At 36.2% G+C, this 26,353-nt stretch carries 9 protein-coding genes; all 9 read left to right on the top strand.

Translation table 11 applies throughout. From position 1 onward, the window contains the following. Positions 1 to 3,300 (top strand): non-ribosomal peptide synthetase (locus tag BHE19_RS02035; RefSeq protein ID WP_124020456.1); only part of this gene is annotated, 3,300 nt, incomplete at its 5' end. 10 nt (positions 3,301 to 3,310) lie between these two features. Beyond that, the gene (locus BHE19_RS02030) at positions 3,311 to 4,384 is read left to right on the top strand and encodes an amidinotransferase (RefSeq protein ID WP_070905750.1); all 1,074 of its coding nucleotides are present in this window, start codon (positions 3,311 to 3,313) and stop codon (positions 4,382 to 4,384) included. Beyond that, complete coding sequence (locus BHE19_RS02025) at positions 4,384 to 5,661, top strand: KamA family radical SAM protein (RefSeq protein ID WP_017496292.1); 1,278 nt, start codon at positions 4,384 to 4,386, stop codon at positions 5,659 to 5,661. Before BHE19_RS02030 ends, BHE19_RS02025 begins: the two co-directional genes overlap by 1 nt. Further along, complete coding sequence (locus tag BHE19_RS02020) at positions 5,661 to 16,685, top strand: non-ribosomal peptide synthetase (protein ID WP_070905749.1); 11,025 nt, start codon at positions 5,661 to 5,663, stop codon at positions 16,683 to 16,685. Before BHE19_RS02025 ends, BHE19_RS02020 begins: the two co-directional genes overlap by 1 nt. A gap of 14 nt (positions 16,686 to 16,699) precedes the next feature. Then, on the top strand, positions 16,700 to 18,415 hold the full coding sequence (locus tag BHE19_RS02015; RefSeq protein WP_070905748.1) for a carbamoyltransferase family protein: 1,716 nt from the start codon (positions 16,700 to 16,702) through the stop codon (positions 18,413 to 18,415). 319 nt (positions 18,416 to 18,734) lie between these two features. Beyond that, the gene (locus BHE19_RS02010; RefSeq protein WP_070905747.1) at positions 18,735 to 19,526 is read left to right on the top strand and encodes a class I SAM-dependent methyltransferase; all 792 of its coding nucleotides are present in this window, start codon (positions 18,735 to 18,737) and stop codon (positions 19,524 to 19,526) included. 3 nt (positions 19,527 to 19,529) lie between these two features. Further along, positions 19,530 to 20,477 carry a cysteine synthase family protein gene (locus BHE19_RS02005; protein ID WP_070905746.1) on the top strand — a complete coding sequence of 316 codons (948 nt, stop codon included), beginning with the start codon at positions 19,530 to 19,532 and terminating at the stop codon, positions 20,475 to 20,477. Continuing rightward, positions 20,464 to 21,429: a 2,3-diaminopropionate biosynthesis protein SbnB gene (locus BHE19_RS02000; protein WP_070905745.1), complete on the top strand. Its 966-nt coding sequence runs from the start codon at positions 20,464 to 20,466 to the stop codon at positions 21,427 to 21,429. The genes BHE19_RS02005 and BHE19_RS02000 overlap by 14 nt, the downstream gene beginning before the upstream one ends. A gap of 176 nt (positions 21,430 to 21,605) precedes the next feature. Continuing rightward, the gene (locus BHE19_RS01995) at positions 21,606 to 26,048 is read left to right on the top strand and encodes a non-ribosomal peptide synthetase (protein ID WP_070905744.1); all 4,443 of its coding nucleotides are present in this window, start codon (positions 21,606 to 21,608) and stop codon (positions 26,046 to 26,048) included. The last annotated feature ends 305 nt before the right edge of the window (positions 26,049 to 26,353 follow it).

Below are 26,353 nucleotides of genomic sequence, written 5' to 3'. Positions count from 1 at the left end.
AGAATTGAATACAATACCGATATTTATGAAGAGAGTCTCATCGAAAGAATCTTTCTTCATTTTGAAAACCTGCTTACCGCATCAATAGAACAACCGGAAAAAAATATCCGGGAAATACATTATTTAACCGAAAAAGAAAAACACCAACTACTAGCTGATTTTAACAACACAGCAGTAGCGTATCCGAAAGATAAAACCATAGTAGACCTATTGGAAGAACAAACAGCGAGAACCCCAAATACCATTGCTGTGGTATTTGAAGAAACGCAGATTACCTATCAGGAACTTAATGAGAGCGCCAATCAACTCGCCAATTATTTAAGAGAAAACTATTCCATTGAACGGAACGATTTAGTTGGACTCAAATTGGAAAGAAACGAGAAAATGATAGTCGCAATGTTAGGTATATTGAAATCCGGAGCAGCCTATGTACCCATAGATATCCATTATCCCGAAGATCGAATAGCCTATATCGAAAAAGACAGTAACAGTAAAGTCATTATAGACGAAGCAGCATTAGAAAGATTCAGTGAAATTCAGGAGCAATATGCAAAAGAGAACTTAGAAAAAATCCATACAACTCAAGACTTAGCCTACGTTATTTATACCTCAGGAACCACAGGTAATCCAAAGGGAGTGATGGTAGAACACCGCAATGCCTTTGAATTGATTAACTGGTCTGACTTGGAGTTTGATTCTTCAAAATTTGAAGTGATGTACGCCGTAACATCCTATTGTTTTGATTTATCGATTTATGAAATTTTCTATCCCTTATCGATCGGGAAAAAAATAAGAGTTCTAAAAAACGCCTTAGACATCAAAAACTATATCCATAAAGAGAACAAAATCTTATTAAATACAGTTCCTTCCGTCGTTAGAAAATTAATAGAAGAGAATACAGATTTAAATAACGTATCCTTTATCAATATGGCAGGAGAAATAGTGCCAGTTGATATTGTTTCCAAACTTCAAGCAGAAAAAGCAGAAGTTAGAAACTTATACGGTCCGTCAGAAGACACCACCTACAGTACCAATTATGTCATACAAAATCAGGAATACAGATCAATTCCAATTGGCAAACCGATCTCCAATACCCAGGTGTACATCTTAGACGAAGCCTTACAACTGCTGCCAATAGGAGTTACAGGAAAGCTGTATGTATCAGGAGCAGGTGTTACCAGAGGGTATTTGAATAAGCCAGAACTTACAGCAGAAAAATTTATATCGAATCCTTTTATGGAAGGATCCCGAATGTATGATACAGGAGATTTTGGCTGTTGGCTGCCAGATGGTACCATTGAATTTTTAGGAAGAAAAGACCATCAGGTCAAAATTCGCGGCTACAGGATTGAACTGGGGGAGATAGAGAATGCCATTTTAGAATCTTCAGAAAATCTTCAACAAGTTGTTGTAGAAGTAAAAGAGCACCAGCAGGAGAAAGTTTTAGTGGCCTATCTGGTGGCAAAAAACAGCATTGATAAATCAGAACTGCGAGGTTTTCTGCAAGAGCGTCTTCCGGATTATATGATTCCGGGTTTCTATGTAGCGCTGGATGCTTTACCCTTAACCCCAAATGGCAAAATAGACCGTAAATTGCTGCCGGCTGTGGAGGGAGAAGACTTCATACGAAAAACATATGTCGCTCCAAAAAATGACGTTGAAAACAAATTAGCAATTATCTGGCAGGAAGTACTGGGAATTGATACCATCGGAACAACCGACAATTTCTTTGAATTGGGCGGACATAGTCTGAAAGCCATAAAAGTCATTAATAGGATAAAAACAGAAATAGGCTCTGGAATAGAAGTTTCGGACATCTTTAAATACCCTACAATCTCCTCACAAGGGGGGCGTCTCGATTTAGCCTTCAAAAAAGTGTATTCATCAATCGTTTCGATTCCTAAACAAGATTTTTATGAGATGTCTGATATGCAAAAGAGACTTTGGATTATTTCAAGCGTGGAAGAACAGGCCATTTATAACATTCCTTTCGCCTGCATCTTATCAGGATCTCTAAATGTAGAGATGTTTAAGGAATCTGTAAAAAGATTAATCCAAAGGCATGAAAGCTTAAGGACCAGGTTTGTTTTTTTTGAAGGAGAGCCTAAACAGCAGATCATAGCACCCGAAAACTTAGAGGAGAATCTGATCCATTTTATTGACCTGTCGGAAGAATTCAATAAGGAAGAAATTGCAGAGAGACTTACCCGTCAGGAATTAACGCTCTCTTTTGATCTGAAAAAAGAGCTGCCTTTAAGAATAAACATAATCAAACTAAGCGATAACGAACACATTCTAAACATCACATTAAACCATATGGCCGCAGACGGCTGGTCTTTAAAGATACTTTTTGAGGAACTCATCAGGTATTATGACAGTCTGGTAAAAGGGGAGGATATTTCTTTACCATCATTGCGAATTCATTATAAAGACTATGTATCATGGAAAAAGAATGATGAGGAACAACTGGCTAAAGACCAGAAGAGCAAAGAATTTTGGCTGCGGCAGTTACACGGAGAACTGCCCGTATCTAATCTTCCGGCAGACTATCCGCGCAAGAGTACGGTTAAAAATTATGCAGGCGGAAATGTTTATTTAGAGCTCTCTCAGGAACTGACCGCAAGTATAGAAAAACTGGTAGTCAGGAAAAACTCAACGCTTTTCTCTTTCTTACTATCGGTATTAAACATAGCCATTTTTAGATATACAAGGAATCAGGACATCATTGTAGGCACAGTTGTTTCAGGAAGAGACATGCTCGAATTGGAAGAACAAATTGGACTTTATATCAACACTATAGCCATCCGGAATATATTCGATCAGGATATTGATTTTACGGCACTATACGAACAGGTACACCTTAATAATCTTCAAGTTTTTGAACATCAGAACTATTCTCTCGATTTACTGATAGACGAATTGTCTTTCAAAAACGACGACTTAAAAACAGCTTCAATGTTTAATATAATGTTAGCGGTACAGAATTTTGACATTATCAAAAATAGAAAAATAGAGGGATTAGAAATTATTTCTTATGACGGTAAGTACTCGGAAGGAATAAGTAAATATGATCTGACTCTCGATGCAATGGTACAGGATAACAATACCATGCTGATAAACTTCGAATTTAATTCCGGTTTATTCAAACCCTCTACCATTAAGGCATTCTCTAATTCATTTATACAAATTATGGAACAGGTGCTGCGTAGCCCCGATATAAAAATTTCAGAAATAAATTTATCCAATACAATCAAGTCAGAACCTGAAAAAGTTAGTAAAAAAATAAGTTTTAATTTTTAAAGTAAAAAGTATGTCGCAAACAAAACCTATTGTAAGTTCTTACAATGAATGGGACCCGTTAGAAGAAGTAATCGTTGGAACAATGGAAGGTGCATCAGTACCGCCCTGGCATGTTACCCTGAAAGCAACAATGCCTGAAAACCACTGGGATTTTTATAAAAAAAATGGAGGAAAATTATTCCCTGCCGAACAGATAAAAGCTGCGCAGCTGGAACTGGACAACCTGGCCCATATATTGGAACAGGAGGGAGTAATTGTTAGAAGACCGGATCCGGTAGATTTTAACAGACCTTACAGCACTCCTGACTGGAAAAGCGAAGGCGGGTTATATAGCGCGATGCCACGCGATGTTTTATTGGTTATAGGTGAAAACATCATTGAAGCTCCGATGCCTTGGAGATCAAGACATCATGAAGTGAATTCTTTCAGACCTCTGATAAAAGAATATTTTAATAAGGGAGCAAAATGGTCGGCAGCTCCGAAGCCGCAATTGCTGGATGAACTTTATGATTATAATTATCAGGAAGGAAGCGGCAATGACCCTATTAATTATGTTATAAATGATTTTGAGCCGGTATTTGACGCCGCTGATTTTACCAAATGCGGTAAAGACATCTTTGTGCTTAAAAGCCATGTAACCAATGATGCAGGTATTAAGTGGCTCCAGCAACACATTGGTGATGAATATACCATTCATAAAATAGATTGTAATGACAGGCACCCGATGCACATTGACACCACTTTTGTACCGTTGGCACCTGGTAAACTGCTAATCCACCCAGACAGGATGAATAAAATTCCTGACATGTTCAAAAGTTGGGACATTATGAAAGCCCCAGCACCGGTTATGCCGGACAGCCAGGTTTTGTATATGAGCAGCAAATGGCTTACTATGAACACCTTTATGATTGACAGTGAAAGAATTCTGGTGGAGAAAAACGAAAAACCAACCATCGAAGCACTGAAAAAATTTGGGATGAAACCGATACCGTGTAGTTTTTACAATTTCAACACTTTTGGCGGAGGTTTTCACTGTGCAACATTGGATATACGAAGAACGGGCGAACTTAAATCCTACTTTTAATGCAAAATGAGCAAATAATTAGTACCGAAAAGGAGAAATCTTTTGTCCAATCGTATCGGCATCGGGAATGGAATGATGTTCCTGATGAGAAATGGAACGATTGGAAATGGCAGTTAAGCAACAGGCTGAATAGCTTTGAAGAAATATCAGAAATTATCAATCTTACGCCTACCGAAGCTAACGCGTTAAATCAGAACTCGTTGTTTAGAGTTGACATTACACCTTATTTTTTGAGTCTGGTTGACAAAGACGATTTCAACTGCCCGATAAGGAGGCAGGTTTTGCCGACCGAGAAGGAAATGTATGATTTTAGCGGTATGAACGAAGATTCTTTAAGCGAAGATGAGTATTCACCCGTGAATGGTATCGTACACCGGTATCCGGATCGCGTTTTAATGCTGGTCACTACCCAGTGTGCATCTTATTGCAGATATTGTACAAGAAGCAGGTTGGTAGGAGACAGTTCAAAAAATTACAACTCCACTGATTTTGACAATCAGATTGAATACATAAGCAACAATCCACAAATCCGGGACGTACTGCTATCGGGGGGTGATCCTTTACTGCTGCCAATTAAAAGGCTGGAATCGATCTTAATGCGACTGAGAGAAATTCCTCATGTCGAAATTATTAGACTTGGTACCAGAACACCAGTATTCAACCCCAATATTATAACTCAGGAGTTTTGCGATATGGTAGAAAAATACCATCCTTTTTGGCTGAACATCCACGTGAATCATCCTAAAGAAATTACTCCGGAGTTACAACAAGCCTGTGACAAGCTGTCGAAAGCCGGAATTCCTTTAGGCAACCAGACCGTATTATTAAAAGGGATCAATGACACTGTCGAAATACAGCGTAAGCTTTGTACCGAATTAGTGAAGATGCGGGTAAGACCTTATTATTTGTATCAATGTGATTTAGTAAAAGGAGCAGGCCATTTTCGTACTCCTATATCCAAAGGCATCGAGATTATGGAAGGACTAAGGGGGCATATTTCCGGATATGCCATTCCAACTTTTGTAATTGATGCACCTTATGGTGGTGGTAAAATTCCGTTGGCTCCAAACTATGTTTTAAGTCAGTCCCCAAACAAAGTTGTTTTAAGAAATTATGAAGGTTTTATTACCGTGTACACAGATTCGGATCAGGAACCGGATCAGGAAATTACTTCAGGCAACAGGAAAGGCAAAGACATATCCATTATGGATTTGATTCAGGGCAATGAAAAATTTATAATGCCGCAAAATTTTAGAAACTCAAAAAGAGAAGATTAATGGAGAATACCAATACCACTTTAGACACCGTTTTAACTCTTACATCTGCAAAGTTCCTTAAACAAGAAAAATATTGGTCTGAAAGAATCGCTCAAATAGCAGAGAAAACGCACTTAGTATTTACTAATAATACCACAGTTTCTGATGATTTTGAGAAAGAGGAATACGTTTTCAGTATTGATGAGCAGATCAGTGAAAAGATTTTTTCCCTGGCGAAAGGAAATGATCTGTCTGTTTATGTCCTATTGGATGCTGTTCTGAAAATCATGCTTTATAACTATCTGGATCAGGATACAATCACTACAATTTCGTCAGTTTTAATAGAAAATGCCGATGAAGAAACACTCAATGATTCGGTTTATATATCCGGAGAAATTGATGCTTCAAATTCTTTTAAAGAGTTTGTAATGCAATTGAGTGAGATCGTTGAGCTGTCTTATGAGAATCAGGATTATCCCCGGAATGTTTTAGCCGAAAAAATCAGTGGTAACAGCAACGACCTGTCCAATGTGTGGCATGTATTTGAGCCAATCCATGGTAGAGCTGAATCAACTGGCGATGATATCGTTTTTACATTTGAAAAAACAGGCAATGTGCTTCAGGGGAAAATAGAAGCCAACCCGGCTGCTGTACCAGGTATCTATCTTAAGCAGATGGGGATTCATTTCCTGAATGTAGCGAGGTTGGTAATAAGCAACCCCGAAATTCTTATTCAGGATATTAGCCTATTTTCTGATAGTGAAATAAAATATTACGAAGACGGATTGAATCGACCTGTGAGTTTAGCTGCCCTTTCGGCTGATACGATTCATGCTGTTTTTGAAAGTCAGGCGGATAGTAACCCCGATAATTTATTTTCAATCGATTCCCAAAGCCAGCTTACTTATAGACAGGTAAACGAAAGGAGCAACCGGTTGGCACATTATCTATTGGAAAAAAAGGACACTAAAAATGCGGTAATTGGAATCTATTTAGAAAGATCGAATGACCTTATCATCTCCATATTGGCCATACTAAAGGCAGGCGGTACATTCTTCATGATAGATCCTACACTTCCTGCCGACAGGATTGAGGTGATGCTTGCAGAAGTAAAAGTTCCGATCATAATTTCAAAAGCTCCCTACAGTAATGCTGTAGCAGATGAAAGCAGAACAATAGTAGATCTGGATCATTTGTCCTTAGAGCATTATCCTGTTGGAAATATTAAAGCTACAGCGGGTCCAAAAGATCCGGCATATCTTATGTTCACTTCCGGTTCAACGGGTAGCCCGAAAGCAGTACTTATTTTGCATGAATCTTTCGTTGCCAGAATGAGTTGGTTAACAAAACAGTACAATTTCACAGATCGCGATGTGACCATTCAGAAAACACCTTTGTCTTTTGATCCTTCCATTTGTGAAATGTTTCGTGGTGTAGCTTCAGGAGCAAAAATTTATTTTTTACCCAATGGCGAAGAGAAAAATCCAGAAGCTATTCTTGAGGCGGTAAGCACCTATAAAGTAACCACTATGGATTTTGTTCCATCCATGCTTTCTGTTTTTTTGGATTACATCAATACATTTGAAAATCATACTGAAAAACTGGCCACTTTAAGATGGATATTTACAGGTGCTGAAGCTCTTTCGTCCAGAGTTGTCAATTCTTTTAACGATACTTTGTTTGCTACAAATGGCACAAGATTAATAAATACCTGGGGCGCAACAGAAGTAACGGTTGATGTGACTTATTATGATTGTTCTGCATTTCCGTCGGAGCTTAAAAAAGTTTCAGTAGGAAAACCAATTGAAAATGCACGGCTTTACTTACTCAATAAGCATAAAAAGTTTACACCAATGGGAATGATTGGTGAACTTTATGTAGCCGGTATTTATGTGTCAACTGGCTATTATAATGCTGAAGAACTGAATACGGAGAAGTTTGTTACCATTGAAAATTTTGGTACTACGCGATTTTACAAAACGGGTGATTTCGCAAGATGGCAACCGGACGGAAATTTAGATTTTATAGGAAGAAAAGACAATCAGTTAAAGGTTAGAGGTATACGAATAGAAAGTGCCGATATTGAGTACCAAATTTTAAAATTGAATGCCGTAAGTCAGGCTTTTGTAACGGTTATTCAGGATCCAAAAACAGAAAATGATTATCTGGCTTGTTACATCGTTCCCAAAAACAATAGCGAACCCATTAAGGCCGTAACGATCAAAGAAGAACTGAAGACAAAACTGCCGGAGTATTACATGCCGGACTATTTTTTCTTTTTGGACAGCTTTCCTTTAACCGCAAATGAAAAAATCGATACCGCAAAACTTCCAAAGATTATCAATGCAAAAGACAGTCTGACTTCGGAATATGAAGCTCCCGGTACTGACTTAGAACGAAGCATTACCTTGATTTGGCAGGAACTCCTCAATTTAGAAAAGGTTGGGGTTAATGACTTGTTTTTTGACATTGGCGGACATTCTTTAAATGCGGTTTCACTAATCTCGCTTTTGCATAAAAAATTGAGTATTAAAATTGAGATAAAAGATATTTTTAAATACTCTACCATCAGATCGCTTGCCTCGTTTATTGAGGAGAATAAACTGGATTCGGCCTATTCTGAAATTCCAAAGATTTCGGAAAAAAAATATTATAAAACAACCAGTTCTCAAAAGCGTCTTTGGTCTTTAAGTAAATTTGATGAGGCTTCTGTAGCCTACAATGTCCCGGTGGCCGCTGAACTTAAAGGGCAACTAGATATTGATTACTTAAAAAAAGCTTGTGCCGCTTTAATCGAAAGGCATGAAATACTGAGAACAGCTTTCGTTCTTTTGGATGACGAAATCGTGCAGAACGTGTTGCCGTTCAGCCCGGAATTTTCAGCGTTGGAATATCTGGATTACAGCAAAGCAAACAATGGTGAGGTAAAAATCAATAACTACATTGAGGATTTCATTCAGCATAAATTTGATTTAGAAAAGGGACCGCTGATACAGCTAAGTCTCTTGAAAAAAGCAGATGACGATTATTTACTGCTCATCTGCATGCACCATATTATATCCGATTCGTGGTCTCTCAAAATAATAATGAAAGATATCTTATCGTATTATAATGCTTATTCTGCCCAGATTCCGGTAAATCTTTCTCCTCTGGAAATTCAGAACAAGGATTATGCAGAATGGGAAAATAGTAATATCGATTGGAAAGAAAGAGTATACTGGAGTCAGAAACTCGAGGGAGATCTTTTGAAGATTGACCTGCCTTCGTTCAGCGAGCGCCCGAAAACACAGACTTATAATGGTACCTATGTGGTTTACACACTTCCGTCAAACAGTACAAAAAACCTGCAGGCACTAGGTAAAGAGTACAATGCGACGCTTTTCATGACCGCAATGTCTGTTTTTAATTATATATTTTATAAGTATACAGGAAATACCGACATCGTACTGGGTACTGTTATTGCAAACAGAGAAAAATTATCGTTACAAGATCAAATCGGATTCTATATTAACACCTTAGTCATAAGAACACAATTTGATCGGGATTGTAAGTTTTCGGATCTTATCAGTCTGACAAAAAATAATATAATTGAAGCCTTTGAGCATAAAGATTATCCTTTTGATGAACTGGTCAATGATATAAATATTAAGAGAGATTTAGGCCGTTCTCCGGTTTTTGATGTTTTGATCGAGACTCAAAATTATGCCAATACCATTTCTTCGGATGATAATCTGAGCGCAGAATCTGTCGAAGTGAATGTGATAAAAGCAGATAATAAAACAGCGATCTGTGATTTGAACATCATGCTGGTGGAACAAGCGAACGGAGAAATTATTTTCAATGCCAGATACAATACGGACGTTTATGAGTCTGAGCATATCGAGCGTTTGTTCACGCATTTTAATTATTTGTTAGATCAGGTTGGAATTGATTCGGACAAAAAACTTAGCGATTATGATTTGCTGATTGAAGAAGACAAAAAACGTATCAGCCAATTCAATAGCACCGATAAATTTGTTCCTCAAAAAACAATTCCAAACTATATAAAAGAGCATTCCCAAACCAGCCCTGATTTATGTGCGATTCTGTACAATGGCGTGCAAACCAGCTATGGTGAACTTCATAAGGAAAGTAGTCAGATTGCAAATTTCCTGTCATTAAATACCGATAATAAACTTATAGGTGTTTTAATGAAACGCTCCCCTGAAATCGTAAAAACAATTACAGGAGTATGGAAAGCAGGTATGACCTATCTGCCTTTTGACCCAACGTATCCTTACCAGCGTATCAAAAAGCTAATCAACGACGCCGGTTTGGAGATGCTTGTGATCGATACAAACTTTGTAAAAGAAGCATTGTTATTGCAGTGGGATTGTCCGGGTCTTAAAAGTATCTTTTGTGTCAACAGTGAAAATATCTTTCTGGAAGCCGAATCAAAAAATGCTTCTATGAACAGAGATCTTTGGGAGTATGTAGCCGAACGTTCTACTGATGATATCACAGCTGGTGGCTGGCTCAACAGTTATACCGGTAAACCTTTCAGCCGGGAAGAAATGAACGAGTATCGTGAAAATGCCCGATTCAAGATAAGCCAGGAAATAAATACAAATTCTAAAGTACTGGAAATAGGCTGTAGTTCAGGAATTACCATGTTTGCCATTGCTCCTTTGGTTAAGGAATATCACGGAGTAGATTTATCGGCAAACGTTTTAAAAAACAACGAAGCAACGATTAAGGAATTAGAGCTTGATAATATTCAGCAACACAATCTTTTTGCCCATGAAATTGACCAAATTCAGACGGGTGATTTTGATTTGATCGTTATCAATAGTGTTATACAGAATTTTCATGGTTATAATTATCTCCTGGATGTATTGGAAAAATGTTTTGCCTTACTGGGCAACCATGGGAAAATTTTCATTGGAGATATCATGGACAACGATAAGAAAGAAAGTCTGATAACTTCCCTGCAAGATTATAAAGAAGCCAATAGCAATGAAAGAGTTAAACTGGAGTGGGACGAAGAATTTTTTGTGGAAAGATATTTCTTCGATGATTTAAAGTTTAAATATGATTTCATCAGTGACGTACTGCATACCGATAAAATTGGAAGCATTGAAAATGAATTGTACTCTTTTCGCTATGATACCCTAATTTCTTTAGATAAATCTCAAACTAACAAAGCCGAAGGTGTACAAAAAAGGTATCAGTACGACAAGCGTTCCCTAAAAAAAGAGAACGATACCTATTCTGATTGGTCCAATTTAGACGAGGCCGCCTATATCATTTACACTTCCGGTTCAACAGGTGAACCCAAAGGTGCAATTTTACATCATTTGGGGATGATGAACCATATCTATGCCAAAATTGACGACCTCGAAATAACGGCTGATAGTGTAGTGGCGCAAAATGCTTCACAAGGATTTGATATTTCAATATGGCAGTTTTTTGCTGCTCTGGTTCAGAGAGGGTCAATTGTCATTTATGATGATGATACGATAACGAATCCCGAAAACCTGTTGTATCATTTAACTTCAGATCAGGTAAGCATACTTGAAGTGGTGCCTTCCTACCTGTCGCTGTTATACAATTCGGCAGAAAACAATGGTTTTAAGGAACTGGAGCATTTAAAATATCTGTTAGTTACAGGGGAGACGGTACATCATGCCCTGATCAGCAAATGGTTTGATGCCTTTCCGAATATCCCGATTGTGAATGCGTACGGCCCAACAGAAACCTCTGATGATATTACACATTATATCATGAAAGAGTGTCCTCAGGGGCCAAACATATTGATTGGAAAAACTTTACAGAATTTCAGAATCTACATCATCGACGATTCGTTTCAACAGGTTCCGATAGGAGTAAGGGGAGAAATTGTAGTTTCAGGTATAGGAGTCGGATATGGGTATCTGAACAATCCTCAAAAAACGAGTGAGGTATTTTTGGAAGATCCTTTTCAGTCTTCAAAAGTTCCGATGTACAGAACAGGAGATATCGGAAGATATAGACCGGATGGGAATATTGAATTTTTCGGCAGAAGAGATTTTCAGGTCAAAATCAATGGCAGGAGAATCGAATTGGGTGAGATAGAGAACAAAATACTACAGATTGCTGAGGTCAAAGAAGCGGTAGTCATTTTGAATAAAAACAATGACCAAAACTATCTTGTAGCCTTTGTAATCATAAACAATGCTGTAACAAATGAAGATATAGAGGTAGAAACTGAAAAAATCAGGAGACGCCTTGCACAAAGCGTGCCGGAGTATATGGTTCCTTCAAAGCTGTTTATTGTGCAGAGTTTTCCGGTGACTTCTAACGGGAAAATTGATCGCAACCAGCTTTTAGCAAAGAGCGATTCCAAAAGTAATTCTGAAAAAGCAATAGTCCTTCCTTCAAACACCTATGAAGAAAAGATTCTTGAATTTTGGATGGATACATTGGGAAGAGATAGCTTAGGAATCAATGATAATTTCTTTGAGAATGGCGGACATTCTATTTCCGCTATACAGATCATTACAAAAGTCAAGAAAGAATTTCAGGTTGATATCCCGTTAAAGGATCTTTTTGAATATCCAATTCTCGAAGATTTTGCAAAAAGGATTGACTTTCATAAAAAAGAAAGGCTAAATCTGGTATTGCCAAATCCAGCGAAAAAAAGCAGAAAGAGCAGGTATAAAATATCACCTGTTCAGTTTGCCGAATGGTACCTGCAAAAATTTAATCCGAACAGTACGTTTTATAACATCGGATTTATACTTGAATTCAATGGTGATCTGAATATTGATGCATTGTACCAAACAATAGTACATCTGTATGACAGGCATGATATTTTCAGAATAGCATTAGTTGAAGACGATGGCAGACCTTATCAGCTTCTCAGGGAACATACGGAACTTAATTTTGCTGACTTTCTGATTGATATCAGACAAGAGTCAGAGCAGGAAAATAAGGTGCAGGAAATCATAAAAAAATACAGCAACACTGTTTTTGATTTATCCAAACCACCAATATGTACCGTTAAATTGATCAGACTGGCGGATGAAAAATACATTTTTACGTTAGAGACGCACCATATTGTCTGGGATCAGATATCAACTTTTATTTTCCATAAGGAACTGACTCAGGGCTATAACAATTTAATTGCCACAGGTGATTTTGGTCTTCCGGAATTAAAGGTAAACTATGTCGACTACACCGAATGGATTAACGCTTTGATCGATTCGGGACAATTAGAGTCTCAAAGGCAATACTGGTTAGAAAAATACAAAACAATACCGGAACCACTCGAACTGCCTACAGATTTTCCGAGGCCGTTGGTGCATTCCTTTAATGGAGACTTTATTTTCAAATCGGTTGATTTAGATTTCAAACAGGAAATAACCGATTTCTGTAATCAAAATGGGGTCACCTATCAAATCTTTCTAATTTCTGTATTAAACTTATTATTATACAGATTAACCAACCAGGATGATTTTGTGGTAGGAACTCCTATATGGAACAGAGATAAGGAAAATCTGGAAGATATTATCGGCCTATTCGCATCGGGAATACCGATACGCTGTACGGTAGAGGAAAACTGGTCTTTCAGAAAATTAATGGAACATTCAAAGAAAAGTTCGCTGGATGCTTATGAAAATCATTTGTATCCTTTCAACAAGATTATCGAAGAATTAAATCCGACTACAGATTTTTCACGACAAAAAGTAATGTCCGTATTTTTTGGCGTGCAAAATGATGACACCGAATTGACCGAAAGAAATTTTGATGGCATCACCATCAATGACATTACTGGTCAGTATGATTTGAAAATAAACCATACCTCTGTTTTTGATTTCACGCTTCAAATTGACCACTCACAGCATTATATGTGGTATTCATTGCGATACAATACAGATTTGTTTAAAGCATCAACAGCGCAAAATTTCCTTTCGCGATACGAGCAGTTGATCCGCCAGTGTATAGCAGATCCCGAGCAGAATATTGGAGATTATGACATATTACTGAACGAAGAGAAAACGATCATTAGCGATTTTACCGAGAATACAGATGTTTTCACTATTGAAAATTACGGTATTCATAACCTGATTGAAGAAACGGCGGTAAAATATCCTGAAAATGTTGCAGTAGTTGACAACGAACAACAGCTTACTTATGCCCAAATCAATGCTTTTGCCAATAAAATTTCGCATTATTTGATCGAAAAAGGCATTAGGAAAAAAGACAGGGTTGGAGTACTGATGCAGCGATCGACAGAGTTTATAGCCACAGTATTAGGAATACTTAAAGCAGGTGCAATTTATGTGCCGCTGGGTAAAGACTATCCTGTACAGCGTATCGAAGAAATTATCAATCAGGCAGAAATTGAAGCAATAGTTACCACTACAGAATGTTTGTCTCAGGCATTTATGGAAGCCTCTTTTTCGAAATTGTTCATCAACCTGAACATCACAGATTTTTCCGGGTTTTCTGATTCTGCTCCAAATGTACAGGTAGAAAACCAGGACCTGGCTTACACCATATTTACTTCAGGATCAACAGGAAAGCCGAAGGGTATTAATATCAAACATGTAGGGATAATCAATATTATAAAATCTACTACAGAGGCTTTTAATTTTGATGAAAACGAAGCTGTTTTATTTCACACACCGGTAGTCTTCGATGCGTCGATTATGGACTTTTTATGGCCATTAGCCACAGGCGCAAAAATTGTCGTGATGAAAGATGATGATGAAAAAAGCATAAAAGCCTATGAAAGCTATATCGAGAAGCATAAGATTACGCATGTGCAGTCGGTACCTTTGTTATTAGAATCTATTGTGGATGGTCTTGAAAGAAATGAAATTTCAAATCTTCAAAGTCTAAAAAGAATAGCGGTAGGGGGGGCTTTATTGCAGACCTCATTAAGAAACCGATTTTTTAATGTGCTGGAGTGTAAATTGTATAACTGCTATGGACCAACTGAAACCACTGTAGATTCTACCCGATTTGACTGTTCTGAAAGCACTATTGGGACAGATCAGTTTGTTCCCGTAGGCAAGCCGGTAGCCAATACCAAAATTTATGTTTTGGATAAGAAGATGAAAATTTGTCCACTTGGTGTTCCGGGGGAATTGTATATATCATCAATAGGTGCAGCTGCCGATTACCTGAACAATCCTGAACAAACCAAAAATGCTTTTGTTGATAATCCCTTTCAGGATGGATTTAGCACAAGGCTTTACAAAACAGGTGATAAGGGTATTTATGACGAAGCCGGTAATTTAATTGTATACGGACGACTCGACAATCAGGTAAAATTGAATGGCAACAGGATTGAGATTGATGAAATAGAATCGGTTCTTTTAAATCATAATGCTATTTTTAATGTTGCAGTACTTGTAAACAAACAAGCAGCTTACGAACAATTAATTGCTTTTATTGAACCCGAAAAAGGAATCAACAGTTTTGTAGCTAAGGATGGCAGAGCATACACGTGGATTACCCTGCATCAAAATGAAATGATTAGGGAAGACTTCCAAGGCCTTTCCAAAACAGTACCTTTTGAACCATTATTTTTAGAATCTTTTAAAGATTTTGATCAGATACTTTACGATTATCCCGATCTGCAAATAAGAATTAATGACGAAACCGGTAAAACAATCTGTTATGTAACAGCTGTTCCTGTTTTTCTGTCAGACGCGACTGCTGCTTCCGATGATAGTAGCATTTTACTGCGTAGGACAGAGGAAACAGAATACAACGCCATAGCCATTCTGAATATTTTGACTCCTTCGACATTCAACACACTGGAAGAGGATGAGATTTTAAAGTGTTATGCAGAGGTATGCCGTCATTTTGGATATTCTAATCTGATCAGCCTCAAAGTTTCTACTGAAAAAGAAGGTGCTTTTTTACAAACGGATTATTCCTATTTGCTGAATGAACAATCGGCCAGTAATTATTTGAATGATAATGCAATCAGAATGCATTTGTCTGTGTATTTGCCGCAATACATGATTCCGCGAAAAATTATTGTTTTAGATAAAATACCACTGAATGATAATGGAAAAGTGGACAAGAACAAATTAAACAAACTGAAGCTCAATAGCGATTTTCTTTCGCCCGAAACCAAATTGACGGCCACGGAGCAAATCATAAAAAGCTTCTTTACAGAAATTTTAGAAAAAGAAATCCAAATTCATTCCAGCTTTTTTGAATATGGAGGACATTCTATAAACATGATTCAACTGATTTCCAAAATCGAAAAAGAGTTCGGTATAAAATTCCCGATAGTAGAAGTATTCAATCGCCAATCCATTTACAGCATAGCGGCCTATGTAGACAAAAATGCAAAGAATAAAGAAGCTGGGATCTATCTGCACAAACTCAGCAGTGGAAAAACAAAGAATATGGTATGCATACCCTCTATCAGTACCACCGCAGTAGATTTCTTAGAGTTGTCAAAACACCTTGATCATTACAACGTTTATGCGCTTGATTTTTCTTTTTTAGATTCCTATAAAGAAATGCATAACAGTTTAAATGACATCGTAGACAGCGCTATAGCAATGATAATGAACAGCGGAATTGAAGGCGAACTTGACCTGCTGGGTTATTCAGCCGGAGGCTTATTTGCTTATGAACTGCTAAAAAAACTGGAAGATTATAAAGTGGTCAATAAGTTTATCGTATTGGATATAGTGCCACCGCCTCAGACCGTCAAAATAAACAAAAAAGCAACTGCTTATGAAGACGCTGACGTTGACGCATACTTAGAATTAGATCAGCTGAATAAATTTACTCCTGATGAAAGGAAAATAATTGTAGACCGAATATGGAAATATGCTGAAATCACTTCGTTTGTTTCAGGAAACAAAATGATCAATATTCCAACCTATGTTTTTCTTAGTGAAAATTCCAGCATCGACAAACACAGCGTTTGGCAAGCCTTAATTAAAAGTAAAATCAATCTGATCAGGCTTGAAGGGGGGCATTATGAAATACTCCAAAAAGAAAAAATACAAAAAAACACCCAAATTATAACAAATCAAATAGAGAAATAAAAAGATACAAAATTATGAGAAATATTATTTTAGGAATAAATTGTGTATACCATGAATCAGCGGCATGCTTAATAATTGATAACAAAGTAGTGGCGGCTATTGAAGAAGAAAGACTCTCAAGAGTCAAACATGCAAAAGAATCAAAAATTGACAATCCGGATGAATTGCCGATTCTTGCCATGAACAAATGTCTCGAGATGGGGGGGATAAGTTTAGAGGATGTTTCTCTAATAGGGTTTTCATTTAAACCTGAAAGAAGATTAGAAAACATCCCTTCAGAAGATCGTTTCGTACCAAACAACTGGGGTTGTGAGGATGGCGAAAAGTTATTCTATGATAAATTAACACAAATTCCTCAAAAACTTCAGGAAATGGGGTTCAAGGGACAGTTTAGCTTTATCGAACATGCGATAGCGCATTGTGCATCAGCATACTATCCATCTCCGTTTAGTGATGCGGCTATACTTTCTATTGACGGAATCGGTGAATTTGAATCGACCACTCTTGCTTACGGACATGGCAAAAATATTGATGTAGTACAACAAATTGCCTATCCTAATTCAATTGGTTTTTTATGGGAGAAAATTTCTAAATTTTTAGGCTTTTCAGAATACGATGCGTGTAAAGTAATGAGCGTCGCGTCGTTCGGAAATCCTTTAACATTCGAAGAGGAATTCAGTAAGATAATTTCCATCAATGATCAAACTATTTTTGAACTGGATAATGAGGTACTGTGCTTCAGGGTTGAAGATTATTCTAAGTTAGAAAAGTTATTCAACATTAAAAAAAGAGAAACATTAGATGAATTAGAAGAGGTACACAAGGATATTGCCGCTGCTCTGCAAAAATGGACAACCGATATTATTGTAAAAGTTACCGACAGGCTTTTTGAAGAAACAAAATCTGAAAATCTTTGTGTTGCAGGTGGTGTCGCTTTAAACTGTGTTGCCAACACCATAGCTTTTGAAAATAGTAAATTCAAAAACATTTTTATACAGCCGGCAGCAAATGATGCGGGAACGGCATTGGGAGCGGCTTTAAAACTAAATATTGAAGCAGAAGGTAATTTAGAAGGATTGGTTTTAGACAATACGTTCTTAGGGCCTTCATTTACAACCGAAGAAATACACAATGAAATGTCTAAGAGAAATCTGGTGTATTCACATGTGGAAGACATAGAGGTAAAAGCTGCAGAACTTATTAAAGCAGGTAATATTATTGGATGGTTTCAGGGAGCAATGGAATTTGGACCCCGGGCGCTTGGAAACAGAAGTCTTTTGGCAGATCCGAGAAATTTCCATATGATTAAAAAACTCAATTCAATAGTAAAACACCGGGAAGATCACAGACCATTTTGCCCAAGTGTTTTATCAGAAGAAACAGAAAACTGGTTTGACATTAAAAAAAGCACACCTGTATCCGAGTACATGCTTATGGCTTATCCGGCTTTAACCAATAAAAAAGAACTTATACCGGCAGTAGTGCATGTTGACGGGACTTCGAGAATACAGGCGGTTAATCAGAAAACCAATCCAAAATATCATGGGTTAATATCAGAATTCTATAAACTAACCGGTATCCCGATGGTTTTAAACACTTCTTTTAATGATAGAGAACCAATTGTTTGTACTCCTGAGGATGCGATAAAAACTTTTTTGAAATCCAATATTGATTATTTGGTAATGGGGAATTTTATTTTAAACAAACAGGATAATCTGGAAAAAGTGTAATCTTTTTGATGCTGAGAACGAAAATTTTGAAAAAGATTCACCAACTATTGAATGTATCTTTGTATAGGTATCCGTCTATTGCAGAAGTAGTTAATCGTGTTGATAAAAACTCGGGACTGTTTTGAAAGAAGCGATGAGACAAGTGAAATCAGTACAGCGATGCTGCTATTGATAACGAAATTAATGGTCAATAGTTGAGATCCGTATTCAGAAAAAAAATCACAGAAGAAGTACTGGCGTTAAACAATTATTTTTTCGCCAGTGCTTTTAAAGGAATGTTTAAAAAAGAACTCCTAATAATCAAAAAAATATACACGATATGGATTATAAAAAATATACCGAAGCAAACAGGATCGCATGGAATGAGGTGAATCCAATGCATCAGGATTTTAAAAAGAGATATAAAAGCAAATTCACTTTAGAGGACTTTAGTACCTTGGATGAGAACCTTCTGGAAGTATTAAATAAAATAACATTCCAAAACAAATCAATACTTCAACTGTGCTGTAACGACGGTGAGGAACTGATTTCATTAAAAAAAATGAATGCCGGCACATGTGTCGGTATCGATATCTCTGACGAAGCGATCGATTCGGCACGTTTTCTAAACGACCAACTGGGTCTTGACTGTACATTTCATGTCTATGATGTTTATGAAATGGACGAAATTATAGAAAACGAAAAATTTGATATCGTATTAATGACAGTAGGTGCCCTGGTTTGGCTGCCCGATTTGAATCAGATCATCAAAAAAATCTCTAAAGCATTATCTCCTGAAGGATTTCTGGTTATTCAGGAACAACATCCTTTTAGCTGGCTTATCGATGAGGATATGAAACTTTCGGAAGAAGAAAATTATTTTAGAAAAGAACCATTAAAAGAGGAAGGTGGCCTGGATTATTTGGGAAAAACAGAATATACAGGAAGCACAAACTATAGTTTTAATTATACGTTCTCCGACCTGTTCAATGCCATTGCCGATAATGGGCTGTCACTTTACAAATTATTTGAATATGCGAATGATATATCAAATTTAAAAGAAGACCTGGAAAAAAAAGAACTTTCCTATCCGTTGTCCTATATCTGCATTGCAAAAAAACACAAATCCTAATCGATGAATACATTATTAGACAAACTGTACAAACTAAAAAAGCTTATTGGAAATACTCCTTTGTATAATATATGCGCAGAGAAGAATATTTTTATAAAAGTAGAATACTATCAACTTGGTGGTAGTATAAAAATGCGATCTGCATTTAAAGTAATAGAAGAAGCAATTCTTGATGGTTCAATCAATGAAGACACAGTTGTAATCGAATCTACTTCGGGAAATTTTGGGATAGCGCTCGCTTTGATCTGCAGAAAACTGGACCTGAAGTTTATACCGGTTATAGATCCGTGCATTTCTTTATACAAAAAGAAAAAGCTGGAACTACTGTGCAGTCACATCGTTCAGATCACACAAAAAGACGAAACCGGTAATTATTTACTGAACAGAATAAAATTTATCAAAAACTATCTTGAAGAAAACAAAAATTCTTTCCAGCCCAACCAATATAAAAACAAGAATTGTTACCTGGCTTATAATGCAATGATGGAGGAGATAAAAGATCAAATTGATGAAATAGACTATATTTTTATTTCTGTGAGTTCGGGAGCCACAGTCACCGGATTATCACAGCGTATCAAGAAGTATTTTCCAAAAATAAAGATTATAGCGGTAGATATTGAAGGCTCACTGATTTTTTCTACCATAACCAAAGAACGCAAACTACCGGGCATTGGTGCCAGCAAAACATCGGATTTTATTGCCCTGGCAGACATACACGATCATGTTATTTTAAGTGAAGAGGAAATCATAAGCGGCTGCCAAAAACTTTTCCATGAGTACGGTATTCTGGCTGGTGCTTCCGGAGGAGCGGCTTTTTATGCTGCCTTGCAAAATATTGAAAATTCTGAAAAGAAACAGAATTGCCTGGTCATTATACCCGATTCCGGCGATGATTACCTGGAATTAATAGATTATAAATGCTTTCAACAAACTTCTTATGAAATACATTAATGAACAAAATATATTGGAAATAGGGAATAACTGGAATGAAATTATTCAGGTTATTGAAGATACTGTTCTCCTGTTAGAAAAAAAGGATTACGCACAGCCTATAAAACCATACCTTAGATATAAAGATTTAAAAAACAGAATAATCGCTATGCCGGCTTATGTAGGAGGAGATTATAATATTTCGGGCATAAAATGGATCGCCAGCTTTCCTGACAATATAAAAAATAATCTACCGAGGGCTAATTCAGTTATTATCCTCAATAATGCCGATACCGGTGTTCCCATATCGGTGATAAATACGCCCATGGTCTCGGCCATACGTACATCGGCAGTTACAGGTGCGATCATAAAAAGCTACAGGGAAGCAGTAGAAATTAACGAAAAAATAAATTTTGGTATTATTGGTTTAGGACCAATTGGGAGGATGCATCTTGAGATGATTTTTACTTTGCATGAAGATATCATTGACAAAATTTATGTCTACGATATCAATTCAATTGACACAGAGTTGCTGCCCGAAAAATGGAAACACAAAATCGTACTCGCAAACGATTGGGAACAAGCCTATTTAAACTCAAAAATTTTTATTACCTGTACGGCTTCGTCAAAACGATACATCAATCTTCCACCTCCAAAGGGTTCGTTGCAACTCAATGTTTCATTAAGAGATTATGAAGCCGATGTTTATGATTTTATTGACTGCGTGATTGTTGATAATTGGGACGAAGTATGCCGCGAAAACACCGATATTGAAATGATGCACCAGACAAAAGGACTGCTGGAGAAAGACGTTCTTATAATCACGGATGTCTTATCCGGAAAATTAAGAAAAACTATCAAAGCAAACGATACCATAATGTTCTGTCCTATGGGGATGGCGATTTTTGATATCGGGATAGCCAAATATTTCTATGAATTATCGCAAGATAAGCGCATCGGGCAAACGTTGTAATTTTTAGGAAAACGTATTGCCAAAACCGAAAGAAAAAGCAAAACGATTATCGCAGTTATCCATACTGATGCCCTTTTTAAATAGGCCGGCAGAATCACAAAATTGGACTCCGGCCAAACAATTATGGATGAAAAAGTAACTGATAATGTTATGGAACTACTATAAAAAGAATATTCATGAAACTGACATTGCCCCAACAAGATATTTACTTCGAACAATTATTATTTCCTAATGAGCCTGTTTATAATATTGGGGCTAAAATCGAAATTAAAGGTCAAGTAAACATAGAAATATTCAAAAGAGCCTATGTTGCCTTGATTGATCAGCACGATGCTTATAGAAGTATTATTGTAAAAAAGGAAGAAAATGTTGGTATTCAAATAGTAGCAGACCATCAATCGGAGCTGGGATTTATTGATTTTTCAGACTTTGAAAACTCAACTGAGCAAGCAAATCTCTATATGCAAAAGGAATTTATGAAACCTTTTGATTTATTAAAAGGAAGCCTTTTGCATATTTTCACTTTAGTAAAAGTTCAGGACGATTTTTACTATTTATTCTCAGTGTATCATCATATCATAACCGATGGCTGGGGAACTTCATTAATGTTTCAAAGATTGGTTCAGAACTACAATGAGATTTCTGAATCTGGCGCAATTATTTCCGATTATCCATTTAGTTACAAAGACTTTGAAGAAGATGATTTCCAATATCAAAATTCAGAATCATTAAAGCAAGATTTAGAATACTGGTCTCAAAAATTCAAACCATTACCGGAGAATTTATTCGATAAGTTAGATGACCGTGTACAAATAAACAAAAGCAGCCGTAAAGAACTGGTTATTAGAAGAGCGGTTTACAACCAATTAAATGAACTAGCCACAAGCTATAGATGTTCCACTTTTGCTCTAATTTTAGGAATTCTGTACACTTATTTTGGCAGAAAACACGAAAACAACGATTTTGCTATCGGCTTGCCTGTTTTAAACAGAAGTAAGTCTGCTTATAAAAAAACGGTGGGACTTTTTATGGGAATTTCTCCTTTGAGAATGTCATTGGATTTTGAAGCGACTTTTCAGGATTTAATAATTGATATCAAAAATCAGTTAAAACAAGATTATCGCCATCAGCGGCTGCCCTTAGGAAAGTTAATTCAGGAATTGCAGTTGTACAGCCAAAAAGAGCGATTGTTTAATATCACACTTTCTTACGAAAAACAAGATTACTCCGCTCATTTTAAAAACACACAAACCAAAGTAATTCCATTAAGTCATCAATCAGAAAGAGTAGCTCTGGCTTTGTACATAAGAGAATTTGACGAATCAGAAGATGTGAAAATTGATTTTGACTATAATTTGAATTATTTTGATGAGGTTAGTATCACACAAGTGGTCAATCATTTTGAAAAGTTGGTTCATGCTGTTTTAAATAATTCAGATAAAAAGCTAAAAGAGTTAACCTATTTAACCACAGAAGAAAAGCAACAAGTAGTATTTGATTTTAATCGTACAAAAGTTGAGTATCCAAAAGATAAAACGGTACTGGATTTATTTCAGGAACAAGTTAAAAGAGTACCTGAAAAAATTGCGGTAAAAGAGGAGAGAAAATCATATTCTTATAGCGAACTGGATAAGCTATCCAACCAGATAGCAACTTATATTATTTCAAAATTTGGTCCGGAAGATAAAGCACCAATTGCTGTTTTGTTAGGTCGTTCCGCTAATATGATCGCTGTTTTGTTAGGTATTTTAAAAACGGGCAGATCTTATATTCCGTTAGATCCTGCTTTTCCAAAAGACCGTTTAAGCTATATTGTGATCCATAGTCAAACCGACATCATTATTAACGAAAATAATGATGAAACTGAGGCGATCAAACAGGTAAAGACCATAGCATTAGAACATATTCTTGCTGAAATTGAGGAATTACATTCAACAACATTTCAAATCGTATCCCCACGAGATACGGCCTATATTATATACACATCAGGATCAACAGGGAATCCAAAAGGAGTTGAAATTGGACATCAGTCATTGCTTAATTTCTTAACCAGTATGCAGCAGGTACCCGGAATTAATGAAAATGACATTTTATTTTCAGTAACAACTTATTCTTTTGATATTTCTATATTAGAATTTTTTGCACCCTTAATTTCAGGAGCAACCTTATATATTGCTAACCAGAATTTGTTATCCGATCCTAATTTAATCATTAGAAAATTAGAAGAACTCAAACCCACAATCCTTCAGGCCACACCAAGTTTTTATCAAATGTTATTCAATGCCAACTGGCAGGGCGATAAACAATTAAAAGTATTATGTGGCGGCGATTTGCTAAGCGAATCATTAGCCCAAAGACTAATCAGCCATAGCTCAGCATTATGGAATATGTACGGACCAACTGAAACGACTATTTGGTCTAGTGTAAAAAAAATAGAGCACCCCTCGCAAGCCTCCAATATTGGTAAACCCATCAACAATACACAATTCTATATTTTAGATGCGTTTTTAGATCCAAAACCGATTGGAATTCCGGGAGCCATTTATATTGCTGGCGATGGATTGGCACTGGGATATTATAAAAACAACGAATTAACCAAAGAAAAATTCATCCAAAACCCTTTTGATACGAATAGTTGGTGCTATGAAACAGGAGATGTTGGAAAATGGAATCACAATGGAGAAATAGAATTTTTAGGACGAAATGACAATCAGGTAAAAATTAGAGGTTATAGAATAGAATTGGGCGATATCGAGTCGCAATTCAATCAAATAGCTGCAATTAAAGACACTGTTGTCATTGCTAAAAAAGGGGTGCAACAAGAAGCTTTTTTAATCGCTTATGTTTTAAAAAATCAAGAGTTCATCGATACAATTGAAATTACGAATCAATTGAAAAAGACACTTCCGTACTATATGATTCCGAATGCAATTATTCCACTGGAAGAATTTCCGCTTACGCCCAATCAAAAAGTAGATAGAAAATCGTTGTCACAAAGAGAGATTCAGTATAATACAAACGAAGAGCATTTTAAAGAACCGGTTTCCGATTTAGAAATAAAACTATCACACTATTGGGCAACAGTATTAAATACAAAAGAAGCCATAAGTGTAACGGATAATTTTTTTGCACTTGGTGGTCATTCTTTGAATGCGGTAAAATTGATTGGATTAATTTCCCGAAATCTTTATGTAGAGATTACTTTAAAAACGATTTTTGATTTTCCTACTATAAAAGCACTGGCTGTTTATTTACAAGAGTTAAAGCCAACCCAATCGAATGCCATACCTTTAGCTGAAATCAAAGATTTATATCATTTGACTCCTGCTCAATATACCATTTGGCTGGCTTCTCAACAAACAAAGAATTCAATTGCTTATAATATGTCTGCCGGCTATACTATTGAAGGAATTATAGATACAGCTAAAGTGAACCGGTCCATAAATCAAATCATTGAAAAGTATGAAATTCTAAGAACCAATTTTATTGAAATTGATGGAATTCCGTATCAAAAAATCAATGCCCCGGAAAAAAACAGATTTGAAATTGTTGTACATCAGTTAAAAAATGATTCTATAGAAGAAGCGATCGATCGATTAAGCAATACCGAATTTGATTTAGAAAAAGACATGTTGATAAGAGTTCAATTGCTACCCTTAGAAACGAATCAACATCTACTCCTTTTTTCGACACATCACATTATGATGGATGGCTTATCACTGGAAATTTTTATCAAAGAATTTATCCAAAACTATAATCAAAGTACTCCAGATCGAACACAAGAGAACAGTCTAAAACTTCAATTTAAAGATTATTCAGAGTGGTTGAATAAAACAGTAAAAGAAGATCAATCTAAAAATGAGTTGTTTTGGAAAAATTATCTTCAAAACTATACACCTAAAAATTCATTTGACAGAGATTTTAGTATTCAGAATAATAAACAAAATGGAAGTAGTTTATCATTTGAACTTACAGAAGAAGTTACGTTCCTTTTAAAAAATCTGGCTGCCGAAAACCAAATGACTTTCTACACCCTTTTAGTGGCTTCAGTCAATGTTTTAATTTATAAACTATCCAACCATTCTGATATATGCATTGGAACAGTAAATTCAGGAAGAAATAGCTATGAGTTAAACAATCAAATAGGAATGTTTGTGAAAACTCTGGTGCTAAGAACTCAAATACAAGCAGAACAAAGTTTTACAGATGTGTGGGAGAATGTTAATCATAACCTATTGGAAATAAACAATTATCAAAATCTGCCACTTGACAAAATAACGCCGGATATTTTCGATCTGATGCTGGTCTATCAAAACCCTGAATTTAATTTTGAAAACACCATTGAATTAGATGAATTGAAATTAACATCTTATCCAATCGAAAGCAAATTCAGTAGAATACCTATCGTGTTTAACTTGTTTGAAAGTGAACATCAGTTAAAAGGAACTATTGATTACAATTCTGATTTGTTTGAGGAAGATACCATACAAATGATTGTATCAGAATTTGGTAAAATGCTAAATGAAATTGTCGTTAATCCTTTAAGGAAGATTGGAGAAATAGACGATAAATTAGAGCAGGAAATCAATACGACATTAGATTTTGATTTTAATTTTTAAAGGATTGAATCACCAAAGCTGTGCAAATGTCTCTGACTTTGCGCTTTTTTTTTGCACTTATGAATTATTACAGTTTATAAAAGTCTCCTGACTTTTTACCGCTATTTCTTATATTGTTTTAAATCTTTTCTTTTCTGGAAATTACATCTAAGAAATTTAGTTTTAAAGTCTGAGACTTTATGACTTATATGTTTTAAATTAGATATTGCAAGTTGGCGCAAAGTCAGAGACATTTGCGCAGCGCTTGTGAGATATGCTTCGTAGAGCGTGAGAAACTCCTTACATAAATACTTATAAATTTGCAT

Source organism: Flavobacterium tructae, from assembly GCF_001853485.1.
GTDB classification, from domain to species: domain Bacteria; phylum Bacteroidota; class Bacteroidia; order Flavobacteriales; family Flavobacteriaceae; genus Flavobacterium; species Flavobacterium tructae.
Note: the sequence above shows the minus strand (reverse complement) of the source record. Positions and strands in the feature narration are given on the sequence as shown.